The 13,609-nt window shown below is 40.1% G+C and carries 10 protein-coding genes; 3 read left to right on the forward strand and 7 right to left on the reverse strand.

Annotated features, from left to right (window positions below; translation table 11 throughout):
- Positions 1-128: 128 nt before the first annotated feature.
- Positions 129-1,316, forward strand: coding sequence for a chromate transporter (locus MKZ10_RS16435; RefSeq protein WP_342505994.1), 1,188 nt, complete (start codon positions 129-131; stop codon positions 1,314-1,316).
- Positions 1,317-1,385: 69 nt separating this feature from the next.
- On the opposite strand, the gene MKZ10_RS16440 is transcribed toward MKZ10_RS16435, so the two are convergent.
- Positions 1,386-2,195 (reverse strand): MBL fold metallo-hydrolase, encoded by an 810-nt coding sequence (locus MKZ10_RS16440; RefSeq protein ID WP_342505996.1) that lies wholly within the window; start codon positions 2,193-2,195, stop codon positions 1,386-1,388.
- A 183-nt stretch (positions 2,196-2,378) separates the two neighbouring features.
- Here MKZ10_RS16440 and MKZ10_RS16445 point away from each other — a divergent pair, with 183 nt between their 5' ends.
- Together MKZ10_RS16445 and MKZ10_RS16450 are read left to right on the forward strand one after the other, a co-directional pair.
- The gene (locus MKZ10_RS16445) at positions 2,379-3,788 is read left to right on the forward strand and encodes a SulP family inorganic anion transporter (RefSeq protein WP_342505998.1); all 1,410 of its coding nucleotides are present in this window, start codon (positions 2,379-2,381) and stop codon (positions 3,786-3,788) included.
- 13 nt (positions 3,789-3,801) lie between these two features.
- Positions 3,802-4,215: a universal stress protein gene (locus tag MKZ10_RS16450; protein ID WP_342506000.1), complete on the forward strand. Its 414-nt coding sequence runs from the start codon at positions 3,802-3,804 to the stop codon at positions 4,213-4,215.
- 79 nt (positions 4,216-4,294) lie between these two features.
- Here the strand turns inward: MKZ10_RS16450 and sstT are convergent, their stop codons facing one another.
- The 6 genes from sstT to xylA form a co-directional block, all read right to left on the reverse strand.
- Positions 4,295-5,542, reverse strand: coding sequence for a serine/threonine transporter SstT (gene sstT / locus MKZ10_RS16455; RefSeq protein WP_342510257.1), 1,248 nt, complete (start codon positions 5,540-5,542; stop codon positions 4,295-4,297).
- A gap of 321 nt (positions 5,543-5,863) precedes the next feature.
- Positions 5,864-7,108, reverse strand: a complete 1,245-nt coding sequence (locus MKZ10_RS16460) for a mechanosensitive ion channel family protein (protein WP_342506003.1) — start codon at positions 7,106-7,108, stop codon at positions 5,864-5,866.
- A gap of 106 nt (positions 7,109-7,214) precedes the next feature.
- Positions 7,215-8,081: a GNAT family N-acetyltransferase gene (locus MKZ10_RS16465; protein WP_342506005.1), complete on the reverse strand. Its 867-nt coding sequence runs from the start codon at positions 8,079-8,081 to the stop codon at positions 7,215-7,217.
- Positions 8,082-8,421: 340 nt separating this feature from the next.
- Positions 8,422-10,356, reverse strand: a complete 1,935-nt coding sequence (locus MKZ10_RS16470) for a FecR domain-containing protein (RefSeq protein ID WP_342506007.1) — start codon at positions 10,354-10,356, stop codon at positions 8,422-8,424.
- A gap of 391 nt (positions 10,357-10,747) precedes the next feature.
- A complete protein-coding gene (xylB, locus tag MKZ10_RS16475; protein ID WP_342506009.1) occupies positions 10,748-12,247 on the reverse strand; it encodes a xylulokinase in 1,500 nt (499 codons plus the stop codon).
- Positions 12,248-12,266: 19 nt separating this feature from the next.
- Positions 12,267-13,589 (reverse strand): xylose isomerase, encoded by a 1,323-nt coding sequence (xylA, locus tag MKZ10_RS16480; protein ID WP_342506011.1) that lies wholly within the window; start codon positions 13,587-13,589, stop codon positions 12,267-12,269.
- Positions 13,590-13,609: the final 20 nt, after the last annotated feature.

Consider the following 13,609-nt stretch of genomic DNA (forward strand, 5'->3'; position numbering starts at 1 on the left):
TTCCTCCTAATTAATAAAATACTAGTCGGCACACCATTAAGATTGTGTAAATTTCTATATGATACTTGGAGGTTTGCGAGAACAATGCTATATTCATGTAACTCACATGAATATAAAAGGAGATTACCATGACTATAACCAATCGATTCAAAACACTGTTAGAAATATTACTAGTGTCAACACGACTCGGCCTGACCTCTTTTGGCGGACCTACCGCGCATTTAGGCTATTTCCATGAGGAATACGTCCGCAGAAGAAAGTGGATGGATGAAAAAAGTTATGCGGATTTAGTCGCGTTAGCACAATTTTTACCTGGGCCTGCTAGTAGCCAGGTCGGCATTGGGATAGGCGTAATGCGTGCTGGCGTCTTAGGTGGCATCGTCTCTTTTATTGGCTTTACAATGCCCTCAGTTATTGCACTTATTCTTTTCGCCTTATTGCTTACTGGGTTTGACGTTGGAAATGCCGGCTGGTTGCACGGCTTAAAAATTGTCGCTGTAGCCATCGTTGCCCATGCCATTATTGGAATGGCTAAAGGCTTGGCGCCTGATGTAAAGCGAAAAACAATTGCTTTATGTGCTCTACTAGGAACACTTCTTTGGCAAACGGCTTTTACCCAAATTGCTGTCATTTTGCTTGCGGCACTTGTCGGATTTTTATTATTTAAACAGCATGATCGCCAGCATGAAGTCAGTTCTACATTTCCAATTTCAAAAACTATTTCGATCATTTGTCTAACATTATTTTTTGGTTTACTATTTTTATTACCCGTTTTACGGGAGATTTCTGGCTCCTATTGGGTAGCTATGTTTGATAGTTTTTACCGCTCTGGTTCGTTAGTATTCGGTGGTGGGCATGTCGTGTTGCCTTTATTAGAACAGGAATTGGTATCGACTGGCTGGTTGAGTGGGGAGGCATTTCTAGCGGGATATGGGGCTACACAAGCAGTTCCTGGTCCTCTATTTACATTCGCTGCTTATTTAGGAACTGTCATGAAGGGCTGGCAAGGTGGTTTGGTCGCAACGTTTGCGGTATTTTTGCCCGCCTTCCTGCTCATTTTAGGAGCACTGCCATTTTGGGATCGATTACGAAGCAATCCTACCATTAAAGGTGCTATTATGGGTGTCAATGCTGCGGTAATCGGGATACTCATCTCGGCCTTTTATTTTCCAATTTGGACGAGTGCAATCTTAGTACCTGCAGACTTCGCTTTAGCAGCTATTTTGTTTAGTATGCTGGCGTATTGGAAGTTACCGCCTTGGATTGTCGTGGTCGCCGGAATTGTCGGAGGTTCTTTATTACCTTTCCTAGCTTAAAAAATGCCTAACGCTACAACAGTTCGTTTTAGCGTTGGGCATTTTTTCTTTCCTGCTACTACGCATTAGTTAAAGCTCTTTCACAATCGATGTAATAATATGTATAGAATCCCATTCCCCGTTTGAAAATTTGACAATCGGGTATTTCCGGGGAAATAGCTTCTTACAAATTTCAGTAGCTGGATTGCCCTGTTCGTGCAAAGCTAGCACATCCTGTTGAAGGGCTAATAGATTGTTTAATTTCCTCTCTAGCGCAGATCGTCCGTCTTCAACAAAACCTTTGTGATTGCAAAATACCTCTTGAAAATCATACGTCAACACCCGCTCTAATGATTGAATAATAGTAGGAACACTTTCTTCTTCCAAGATGACTCTCGTCTTTTCATTCACATATAAATCCCCCGTAAATAATTGGCCCGTTTCCCGATTCAAGAACGCTTTGTGGTCATACGCATGACCTGGTGTATCAATGGCATCCCATGTCGCATTTCTAGATGTAAATGTGTCAGGCATCACTTTCGCTTGAAACGGCTTTCTTCTTCCCCAAAACAGTTGGCGATACAAAGGATAATTGGCCCGTTGTGCACAGTAGTCAATTGTTTTTTCATTAATATAAATCGGTAACTTCTTCGTTTTTTCCACATAGGCCGCACAGCCCGTATGGTCCTCATGAAAATGCGTGATCATCACTTGGTCAAAATCCGCCTTATCAATAAAAGGCTCAAAATGCTGACGCAAAGACTGCGATCCTGTATCAATCAACACACCATCTGCCACATAACTGTATACATTCAAGGAGACACCTTGGAATTTCACTTTCCCATTCAAAAAAGAAACGCCATTTTTCTCCCCAAAATCCGATGATTTCTTTACTAACACAGCCCTCACTCACCCCTCTCATATTCTGAAATATACCATAATTATGTTAATAAAGCATTTAGGCAGATTTCGATAGTACTCAAACACAGAAAAAGTTCATTTGTTAATGAGGAGGATTAAAGATGTTATGATAGTAACAACAGCATATTTTTATGCGATCGAACATCATGAAAGGGGAACAGTATGTATACTTTAAAACAACAATGGTTTGGGAATATACGTGCCGATATTTTAGCAGGTATCGTTGTGGGACTTGCACTCATTCCTGAAGCGTTGGCTTTTGCATTCATTGTAGGTGTAGATCCACGTGTCGCGTTATATGCTTCATTTACGATTGCGGTCATTACTGCATTTGTAGGGGGGCGACCTGGTTTAATTTCAGCTGCGACAGGTGCGATGGCTTTGGTACTCGTCAGCTTAATGGCGAATCATGGCCTACAATATGTACTAGCAGCCACAATTTTAACAGGAATTATTCAATTAATTCTCGGCGGACTCGGTGTTGCGAATTTAATGCGCTTCATCCCAAACTCCGTCATGCTTGGATTTGTGAATGCACTGGGGATTATGATTTTTATAACACAAATGCCCTATTTACTGGGGTCAACTAGTATGACCTATGTATTTGCGCTGATTACATTAATTTTAGTGTATGCAATTCCACGATTTTTCACAGCTATTCCCGCGCCTCTTATTGCAATTGTCGTGATGACAAGTATTGCACTCCTAAGTGGTGTCAAGTTACAAACGATTGGCGATTTGGGAACAATGCCAAATTCATTGCCGATATTTTTCCTCCCAGATATCCCGCTTAACTTTGAAACGTTAAAAATTATCTTTCCTTATGCTTTGGCATTATCCATTGTCGGTTTATTGGAGTCATTACTGACATCTCAAGTATTGGATGATATGACGGATACGCCGAGCAATAAAAATAAAGAAGCGCGTGGACAAGGAATCGCCAACTTTATCACTGGCTTTTTCGGTGGAATGGCAGGCTGTGCTTTGATTGGCCAGTCCATTATCAATATGAAGTCAGGCGGACGAGGACGTCTATCAACATTGACCGCGGGTGTATTTCTGATGTTTTTAATTATCGTTTTAGGTGATGTTGTGGTTAAAATTCCGATGCCTGTTCTTGTTGGGGTTATGATTATGGTGAGTTTTACAACATTTAATTGGGGTTCGTTTAAGTTCCTCAAGCAAGCGCCTAAATCGGAATCCCTCGTTATGCTCCTGACAGTTGTCATTATTTTATATACGCATAACTTAGCAATTGGTGTTGTGATGGGTGTTGTATTCAGTGCATTATTTTTTGTTGCCAAAATTTCTCGTGTGACAGTCACATATGATGAGGATGAATATAAAGTAAAAGGGCCTTTGTTTTTCGCCTCCACTACAAAGTTTATGCAGTCATTTGATGATGTTACTAAAAAGGACATTGTCATTAATTTTGAAAACAGTCAGCTATGGGATGAATCGGCAGTCGGTGCAATCGTTAAAGTGAAACAAAAGCTTGAGCAAAAAGGTGTGAAGGTACAGATTCAAGGCCTAAATTCTTCAAGTAAACAATTGTACGAGCAGTTAACATAAAGGAGGAATTCATATGAGAATTGCTGTAGCCATTGATGGGTCCGATAATGCTTTACGTGCAGCCAAACTTGCGATTACACTTTGCAAATGCTTACCTGATGCGCATTTAGAAATTATTTATGTATCCGATTATAATAAAGCAAAAGATGAACGTCTGTTAGCACAAAGCCCTGAGAGCTTAACATTAAAACGCGAGCAAAAAATACATCCTATTGTAGAGCTAGCAGCTGATGCCGAAGTGAAGACGAAGATGACCATGTTAAAAGGAAATCCTAGTCAAGAAATTATCAAGTACGTGAATGCAGAGCACATTGACCAGCTTGTCATCGGGAGTCGCGGCTTAAATACGCTGCAAGAAATGGTACTAGGTAGCGTCAGTCACAAAGTCATGAAGCATGTGGACTGTCCGATAACGATTGTTAAATAGAATGCTCCCAGAATCATTCATAGAAAAAAGCCATGATCACCGAATTTATCTTCGGGAATCATGGCTGTTCAATTATTTCTTACTTTTGTTTAAATCCCCAAGTCATCATAGAAACCGGTTTACCTTCTTTACGTTCTTGGGCATATTCAGCTGTAGCTGTGAACAATACGTCAGAAGATGAATTCAATGCCGTTTCACAAGAATCCTGAATAACCCCGATGATAAAGCCGACACCGACGACTTGCATCGCAATATCACTTGGAACCCCAAACAAAGCACATGCTAGTGGGATTAGTAATAGTGATCCGCCTGGAACACCTGAAGCACCTGCAGCAGAGACAGCAGCCACAACAGAAAGTAAAAGTGCAGTCATAAAGTCAACCTCAATGCCGAGTGTATGGACAGTTGCAAGCGTTAGTACAGAAATTGTAACCGCTGCACCAGCCATATTAATCGTAGCACCTAGAGGGATGGATACTGCATACGTATCCTCATCCAACCCAAGTTTTTCAGCCAATTTCATGTTTACTGGAATATTTGCAGCTGAACTCCGTGTAAAGAATGCTGTGATACCGCTTTCTCTTAACACCATTAAAACAAGTGGATACGGATTTTTCCGCGTATAGATGTATACGATTATCGGATTCATAACAAATGCGATAAATAACATACATCCCACTAAAATTAAAATCAATTCACCGTACACTTTTAAAGCAGAAAAACCAGTTGTTACAATTGCGTCAAAAACAAGACCCAAAATTCCAATTGGTGCTAAATTAATGATCCATTGTACGACTTTAGTAATGGCATCCGAAAAATTGCCTAATACATCTTTCGTATTTTGATTAGCATGTTTCAATGCAAGCCCAAGAACAACTGCCCACATTAATATTCCTAGATAGTTGGCACTGATTAATGCATCAATTGGATTGGCAACTATGTTAAATAGTAATGTTTGTAAAACTTCCAAAATACCTTCTGGAGGAGAAAGATTTTCTGCTCCTGTTGTCAGTGTGAGTGTGACAGGGAACATAAAGCTTGCAGCAACAGCGACAACTCCTGCTAGGAGTGTACCTATCCCATATAGCCCCAGAATCGATTTCATATTCGTTTTCGTACCACTTTTATGCGCCGCAATCGCGTGCATCACTAAGAATAAAACCAAGATTGGTGCAACTGCCTTTAATGCACCGACAAATAAAGAACCCAAAATCGAGATTCCACTTACATTAGGAACGATTAAAGCTAAAATAATACCAACAATAATACCGATAACAATCCTTTTTACTAAGCTTATTTGGTTCCATTTGGCAAATAAATTCTTCATCATACTACCCCCAGATTCTTCTAATAACTTACCTACTAAAAAATGTACAATCACTTCTCCCCGTTAAGGCTTTGTCTATCTCGCCTTGAAGTAGATTGTTGCCTTATTCTAGCATGACCTTTCCGAATTGTGCAATGATTTTTTTATATCAGAATTTATTTGGCATTTTTTATGAAAATCGCATGAAAGTTAACCGTATATTCGGATAATACAGACGCTGAGGGAACATAATGAAAACAACGAAAAAGCCACAATCACCAAATGTTCTTCAGTAATTGTGGCCATTAGCATTCATCAGTAATGTTCAATCTCATGAATATATTATCGATTTGAATCAGCTAATCCAATAGATTTCAAATCATTCCCAGATGGAATCTGGAATATCCGAAGTCCGAACTCGGAAGCTACGGCAAAAAGGTGGTCAAAAATATCTGCTTGAACCGTTTCGTACACGGCCCATCGGATATCATTTGTAAATCCGTATATTTCGATGGGCAGCCCATGCTCACTAGGTGCTAACTGTCTCACCATCAAGGTCATTTCTTGATTAATACCAGGGTGATGTTGGAGGTAATTACTGATATACGCCCTAAATACACCAATATTTGTAAGGGCTCTTCCGTTCACTGGATTGCTTTGATTAATTTCATTGTGGATATTGTACTCCGCAATTTCGCGTTCCCTAGTCGTGAGATAATCCGAAATGTAATGGATATTTTTCAAATGCTCAATCGTCTCTGCGCTGCAAAATGAAATACTCGTTGTATCGATAAATAACGATCGTTTTATCCGTCGCCCACCCGAATTTTGCATTCCACGCCAGTTTTTAAAGGAATCGGATATTAGCGCATAGCTTGGAATCATCGTAATTGTTTTATCCCAGTTTTGCACCATGACTGTATTTAATGAAATATCAATAATATCTCCATCTGCCTCATATTTAGGCATTTCAATCCAATCACCTACGCGGACCATATCATTAGTCGTCAGCTGGACTCCTGCAACAAGACCTAGTAACGAATCTCTAAACACTAACATGAGCACGGCGGAAAGAGCACCAATCCCACTTAGCAAAATAAATGGGCTTTTATCCATCAAATTCGCAATCACCAAAATGATCCCGACAGTGACGATTATAATTTTAACAACCTGAATATAACCCTTGACTGGCTTGGTCTTAGCTACTTCATACGTTTGATAAATATCATTAACCACATTTAATACGGTATTGATAATGATTAACCCCATGATAATGAGGTAAGCAATTACCCCTTTTTCAATCAACTGCTGATAGGCTGGGAAGGTTGACGAAAAGTAATGCAGGATAATCGCAGGTACAATATGCGATAACCTATGGAAAACCTTTCGCTCTAAAAGAATATCATCCCACTTAAATTTCGTGTTTTTCACAATGCGCGTAATGATTTGGATAACTACCTTTTTTGCGATAAAATTGGCAAGCACACAAACAATAATTATAAAAAAGATCATAATGATAGTGGAAAGATACCGAACTAAGGTAGGATCCACTTCCATTTTTAACAGTTGGTTACTAATGAACTCCATGTATTTCCTCCAATGTATGTATAGTCGAAAAGGGTCTATTGCTATTCAATTAACATAACATGAACGAATAGGTGCTTCAATTATTTCGCGTGACCGACTAGCTATTTCAGTAAAATTTTGTCATGAAAACTTGTGATATTGTCGTTTTTTCAAAACCACTTGCCAGCAAAGACGAAACGACACGACCATTTCCTTTTAAAAAATTATACGTTGTACGATTGATCGATTGGTCATATTCTAATGCATAAGCAAGTAGCTTACTTAGTGCATCCTCATTCCCATTTTCCTTCACCTGAAATAACGTAATGCTTTCCGCCTTATCGCCATACACACATTTTTTTCGAATCAGACAAGCTGCCTGCACCTCTCCATTCTTTGAAATCACCACAGCTTCCCCACCTATTTTCGGCGTGTTACTAGCATCCGTTTGCCAAGGGACAATCGATGGAAATAAATCTGAGCCAATCGATTGGGTAGCCGGAATTCTTTTCATTTCATAGCCAGTAAGATCCGGTTCCTTACTATCTAACATTTCATTTGCACGTAAAAAGAGTAAATCGTCCTCTACTTTGTAACCACATTTTTCATATAAAGAGATAGCTGCCTTATTTTCAGAAAGCGCCTCTAAGGTCGCTACAGAAACATTACGTTCCTTTATGATTTTTTCCGCTTCCACCATCAAGGAATACCCCAATTTCCTGCCTCTATATTCTGGAATAATTCCTGTTCCACCATTCCAAGAAATCTTTTGACCATCCACTTCTCTAATTCCTTGGAGCACAAAGCCAATTGGATCTGTTCCATCATATGCAACGATGGATAATGCCGGAGATAATCCATCATTCCCAAAACGACTGACGAATGTATCAAAAGATAAATTCATCGGCACTAAATAGCCTTCAAATCCACGATTAAATAGGACATGTGCTTCTTCAAAGCTTACTGAAGACATCAATTTATACGAAATGTTCATGGCTTACCCTCACTTTTTTAATGAAATAAGAAACACCTTACGTTAAGACTGTTTTTGATAGTTGCAATGAGATTGTATTGGGATGAAGGAATAGGAATAGGAACACAATTCACCCCTTTTATTTCCCAAGGAATTTTTTGAAGCCGCCCCCTTCCCTTGAATGCTACTGTGAAAGCCGATTTTATAGTTTGTATGGATTAATTTGTTCCAATTGCCCTTTTCTTATAACGAATAAGCAAGAGCAGAATTCAGTGCTGGACGAGACAAATTACTTATACGTTCCAAAAAAGAAGCATCCACGTCGTCAACTGGATGCTTCTTTGATTAGACTTTAATTTGTTTAGGGCTCACTAGAATAGACGTTTAATGGGTATTCTTCGTCCCAAGTGGTTACATTACCTGCCGCATCTGTTACTCGAATTGTAAAAAGATAATTACCTATATCTAGCTGGGGCAAGGTGATAGTAATCTGATTATCCCCATCACCCGTTCCCGATGCAACGAAGATGTTATCATTGAGTATTTCAATAAATGCCCCCCTCTCAGCTGTAACGTGGATTTGGGCTAGCCTAGGAAATGGGCTTTCGTTGTCACCCCAAACATTCTCGATGATTGGCGCTGTTGTGTCGATATGAATGGAAGGGACTATTTGAACCACTTCATTATCTGCTTCATCTATAGCCTTTACAGTAAAGTTATAAATACCTTCCTCTAATTCGGAGACTGTAAAAGTGAAGATTGTCGTCATATCACCTTCACTTATCTCAGCCTCGACGGCGACGAGTGTATCACCATTATAGAGCTGTAGTGTCGTCCCTGCCTTTGTTTGCACGACTATATCTTGACTAGTGCTATTACTAAAGATGGCAGCTGTTGGGCTAACAATCGTTAATAGCGGTAATGTTGGATTTTCTTCACCTGAATCTTCTTCACCCGGATTTTCTTCAACTGGATCTGATCCAGTATCATTAGATGGTTGTGAAACAGGTGCGGGTGCGTCAACTGCACCTTTAGCGGCGGCTTCCTGTTTTGCCTTCTCCGCGGCTAAGGCTTCCTGTTTCGCTTGGAATGCTAACCTGGCGGCATCATTTGCGAGCTTCTTCGCGAACTCTTCGGCAGCTCTCTGCTTCGCGGCTTCTGCTGCCTTTTCCTTCGCTTCCTTCTGCTTCTCAAGTTGCTCTTTTAATTTCTTCTGCAATTCTTCATTCTGTTTCTTATGCGCTTCCTGCTTCAGCTTCTCCACTTCTTGTTTCTGCTTGCGTTGTTCATTTAACAGATTGATCTGAGCTTGTTTTGCCTTCTCCTGAGCCGATAGCTCCGGCGCCTTAATATTATCAAGATCAAGCTTCTTATCTAATTGTTCATTAATTTGCTCAATGAACGCTTTAATTGCTGCCTCATCTACTTTATTTTGCTTAATCGCATTATTAATGATATTTCCAACGAGATTATCAAGATTTTGATTGATTCGATCAATCACCTCTTGGTTTGTTCCACCCGTGCCACCTTGCTGCTCTCTAAGGTTCTCGATATATTGTTCATTCTCTTGGTCCATTGCCGCTTTGCTGGCAATAATAGCTTCGATAATCGCAGTGCTCGTATTCGCTATTAAATCGTTTAGATCTGCTATATTCTTATAGTCTTCATAATCATCGGAATGGGTATCTTTGTCCAGATTGATTTGCTCATTTGGATATAAGGTTACACTGTTATCTGGCTGTCCCTCACCTTTCTTATTCACAACCCCTATACCCGAAGCAATAAAAAATTTAGATTCCCCAGTAGTCGGATCCACGCCTACGAGCAGAGTCGTGCCTCTAACGTTCATGAAAGCATCTGGTGTCTCGATTTTGAATTCATCTTCCGAGTTGGTGAGAGTAGATGCCTGTACCCATATTGAGCCGTTCCAAATGAAAAAGCTTGTTTTCACCTTTCCTGAATCATTCCGCAAATCGGAGATATACAGCCGTGAGTTTTCCTCAACTGTGATAGTCCCCCCGCGGCCAGGTACTTGGAAAACCATGCTTGAATTCGCCTCCGTTTGAATATGATCTCCGCGGTACAGAACCATACCTTCGTATGCACGAATCTGCTTAACGCCACCAGCTTTTTGAATATGAACAACCCCGATTACTTTCTCGATTTGCGCCGATCTTACGATTTCAGCCTGTGCGGGTTGCGACATAAGTGGAGATAGTAAACCTAAGATCATTGCGATTGCTAATAGTAAAGATAATTGGGATTTTGTAAAAATTATGCGGATTCTTTTCAACATACTCACTCCTCCTTCGAATATTTTTCCGATCATTGTACATCGAGACAGAACACTTCACTCAAGATGCAACGTATATCTCTGCCCCTCCGAAAACCGTATAGGGTTTATTGTTTTCTCCATTTTGTCTATTCCTAGTTTAGATATTGTAATAATAGGGCGTCCCAGACCGATTATTACGCGTTAGAAATTTTATCTGACGGATGTATTTCCTGCTAGAAGCCCTTATCTTCAGTTTTCATAGAACAGCTTATCTATAATTTAGCACAAATATTCCCATTATTCAATTAGGTAAGCATATATTATTCTCAAATGCATGAAGCAGCACAAACCATACGATACAATACTAGAAAATAAAATTAGGCACCAACTAATTAGCTGGCGCCTAACAGTATTACCTTCGAAATGCTACAAGTTTGTCGTTAATATCTTTTGTTTGACCATACACAGCTTGATAAAGAGTAAATAGTTTTTGATATTTCGCCACATTGTCTTGGTTGGGTACAAATTGTTTGTCGATCTTTAAAAATGTAGCTGCACATTGCTGTAGCGAATCAAACCATCCGCATCCATAGGCTGCTAGCATAGCGGCCCCCATGCCTGGGCCCTGCTCACTTTCAAGTCTTACAATTGTAGCGTCAAAAATATCTGCTTGCATTTGAAGCCATACTTCATTTTTTGCACCGCCACCAATGGAAACAATTGTATCGATTTCTTTCCCACTACTTCGGAAAATAGCAATGGATTCATTCAGTGAAAATGTGATACCTTCAAGTACTGCACGCACAAAATCTTTGCGTTGATGGGCACTATCCATACCTATAAAACTAGCACGAATCGCGGCATCAGCATGGGGCGTCCTTTCACCGACTACATAAGGGGTAAACAATAACCCATTTGCTCCCACAGGAACAGACCCGACATCCGCTAGCAACTCATCAAAGGATTCATCCGCTGCAAAAACATCCTTGAACCACGTTAAACTATGGCCAGCCGAAAGCGTCACACCCATTGTATAAAAAGCATCTGGCGCACTATGATTAAAATAGTGAACCTTGCCTTCAAAATTCTTGTCATCACTCGCTTCATAGGATAAAACAACACCTGATGTCCCAATACTACAAAGTGTTTTTCCATCCTCTAAAATGCCCGAGCCAATTGCTCCACAGGCATTGTCAGCCCCACCAGCAAATACACGTGTAGTGTCCGAAAGACCCGTAGCTGCCGCAAAATCAGCAGTAATCATGCCTACTTCCTCATCAGAGTTCACGAGTGGCGGACAAATACTTGGATCAATTTCAAGTAACTCGCAGATGTCTGTACTCCACTCTTTTTCACTAATATTTAATAACAGCGTCCCTGCCGCATCCGAGTACTCCATTTGCAGCTTTCCAGTAAGCTTGTAGCGCAAGTAATCCTTTGGAAGTAGAAATGTCTTTGCTTGATTATATACAGCTGGCTCATGTTCTTTCACCCACAATATTTTAGGTAAAGTAAAGCCTTCTAACGCTGGATTTTTTGTGATGGCTAATAAACGTTCCTCACCAACTACATCATAAATCTGCTCACATTGTGCCGTTGTCCGGGTATCATTCCACAGAATGGCAGGACGTAATACTTCGTTGTTTCCATCGAGTAAAACAAGCCCATGCATTTGTCCAGAAAAACTAATCCCCTCTATTTCTTCAGGATTTCCCTTAAAAGCATTCATGAGCTCAGCTAGCCCTAAAGTCGTTTGATCTACCCAATCCTGGGGATTTTGTTCACTATATCCCGACTTTTCCTGGATTAAAGGATACGACTTTGAAACTTCCTGGACGACATCACCTTTTTCATTAATGAGCAAGATTTTAACTGCACTTGTGCCTAAATCAACACCAATTACGTACTTCATAGCAACACCCCCAGACCAATTAATCAGCGAAAGCCTTCAATAAATATTGATTGATGGTTGCTTTAATTTGTTCTAAGCGACCAGATGACTGCTTAATATCTGTTAAACCGAGTGCGTGCGCCTCTAGCTTATGAAAATCTGTTTTCCCTTGGACAATATCGAGACCTACACCATTTGTAAATGTCTGATAGCGATCTTCCACTATATTTTCTAGTACCTTATCATCTATTAAATTTTGTGCCACTCTTAACCCAACTGCAAACGCATCCATTCCAGCAATATGCGCATGGAATAAATCCTCTGCCTCAAATGAACCCCTTCTTACTTTCGCATCGAAGTTTAGTCCACCTCTACCGAGTCCACCATTTTTAAGAATTTCATACATCGCAAGTGTCGTTGACCATAAATCGGTCGGGAACTCATCTGTATCCCAGCCAATCAGCGGATCACCTTGGTTGGCATCAACAGACCCCAACATATTGTGAATGCGTGCATAATGAAGTTCATGTTCAAATGTATGGCCAGCAAGTGTTGCGTGATTTGCTTCAATATTAAACTTGAAGTGATTCTCAAGACCATAATTTTGCAAGAATGCATGCGCAGTCGCTACATCATAATCATATTGATGCGTTGTTGGCTCTTTTGGTTTAGGCTCGATTAAGAATTGCGCATCAAAGCCAATCTCTTTTGCATAATCAATCGCCATCGTATAAAAACGAGCTAAATTATCTAATTCAAGCTTCATATTTGTATTTAACAGTGTTTCATAGCCTTCACGGCCACCCCAGAACACATAGTTTTCAGCACCAAGCTCTTTACCAATCTCTAAGCCCTTTTTCACTTTAGCCGCAGAATAGGCAAAGACATCTGCGTGACTCGATGTTGCTGCACCATGGACAAAACGTGGATGCGTAAAGTTATTTGCAGTATTCCAAAGGAGCTTCGCTTTACTATCCTTCATATAATCCTTAATCATACTCACAATCACATCTAAGTTTTGATTAGACTCTCTTAAATTAGCTCCTTCTGGTGCAATATCGATATCATGAAAACAGAAAAATGGAACATCCAATTTTTCATAAAATTCGAAAGAAGCATCGACACGCGCCTTAGCCAAATCCATGCCACTGAATTTATCCCATGGACGCATCATAGTTCCAGCCCCAAATGGATCTGAGCCATCCATCGTGAATGTATGCCAGTATGACACACCGTAGCGCAAGATTTCCTCCATCGTTTGATTGCCGATTTTTTCCTCAGGATTGTAAAATTTAAATGCAAATGGATTTGTTGATGAAGAACCTTCAAATTTAATTTTATTAACGTTTGAAAAATAAGTCATTAGTAGTACCTCCTGATTTT

The sequence above is a fragment of the Sporosarcina sp. FSL K6-2383 genome, from assembly GCF_038618305.1.
GTDB lineage: Bacteria > Bacillota > Bacilli > Bacillales_A > Planococcaceae > Sporosarcina.

Excerpts from the sequence above, each read along its gene's own strand:
- MKZ10_RS16435 (WP_342505994.1), top strand. The coding sequence starts at position 129 with ATGACTATAACCAATCGATTCAAAACACTGTTAGAAATATTACTAGTG.
- MKZ10_RS16445 (WP_342505998.1), top strand. The coding sequence starts at position 2,379 with ATGTATACTTTAAAACAACAATGGTTTGGGAATATACGTGCCGATATT.
- MKZ10_RS16450 (WP_342506000.1), top strand. The coding sequence starts at position 3,802 with ATGAGAATTGCTGTAGCCATTGATGGGTCCGATAATGCTTTACGTGCA.
- sstT (WP_342510257.1), bottom strand. The coding sequence starts at position 5,542 with ATGAAGAATTTATTTGCCAAATGGAACCAAATAAGCTTAGTAAAAAGG.
- MKZ10_RS16460 (WP_342506003.1), bottom strand. The coding sequence starts at position 7,108 with ATGGAGTTCATTAGTAACCAACTGTTAAAAATGGAAGTGGATCCTACC.
- MKZ10_RS16465 (WP_342506005.1), bottom strand. The coding sequence starts at position 8,081 with ATGAACATTTCGTATAAATTGATGTCTTCAGTAAGCTTTGAAGAAGCA.
- MKZ10_RS16470 (WP_342506007.1), bottom strand. The coding sequence starts at position 10,356 with ATGTTGAAAAGAATCCGCATAATTTTTACAAAATCCCAATTATCTTTA.
- xylB (WP_342506009.1), bottom strand. The coding sequence starts at position 12,247 with ATGAAGTACGTAATTGGTGTTGATTTAGGCACAAGTGCAGTTAAAATC.
- xylA (WP_342506011.1), bottom strand. The coding sequence starts at position 13,589 with ATGACTTATTTTTCAAACGTTAATAAAATTAAATTTGAAGGTTCTTCA.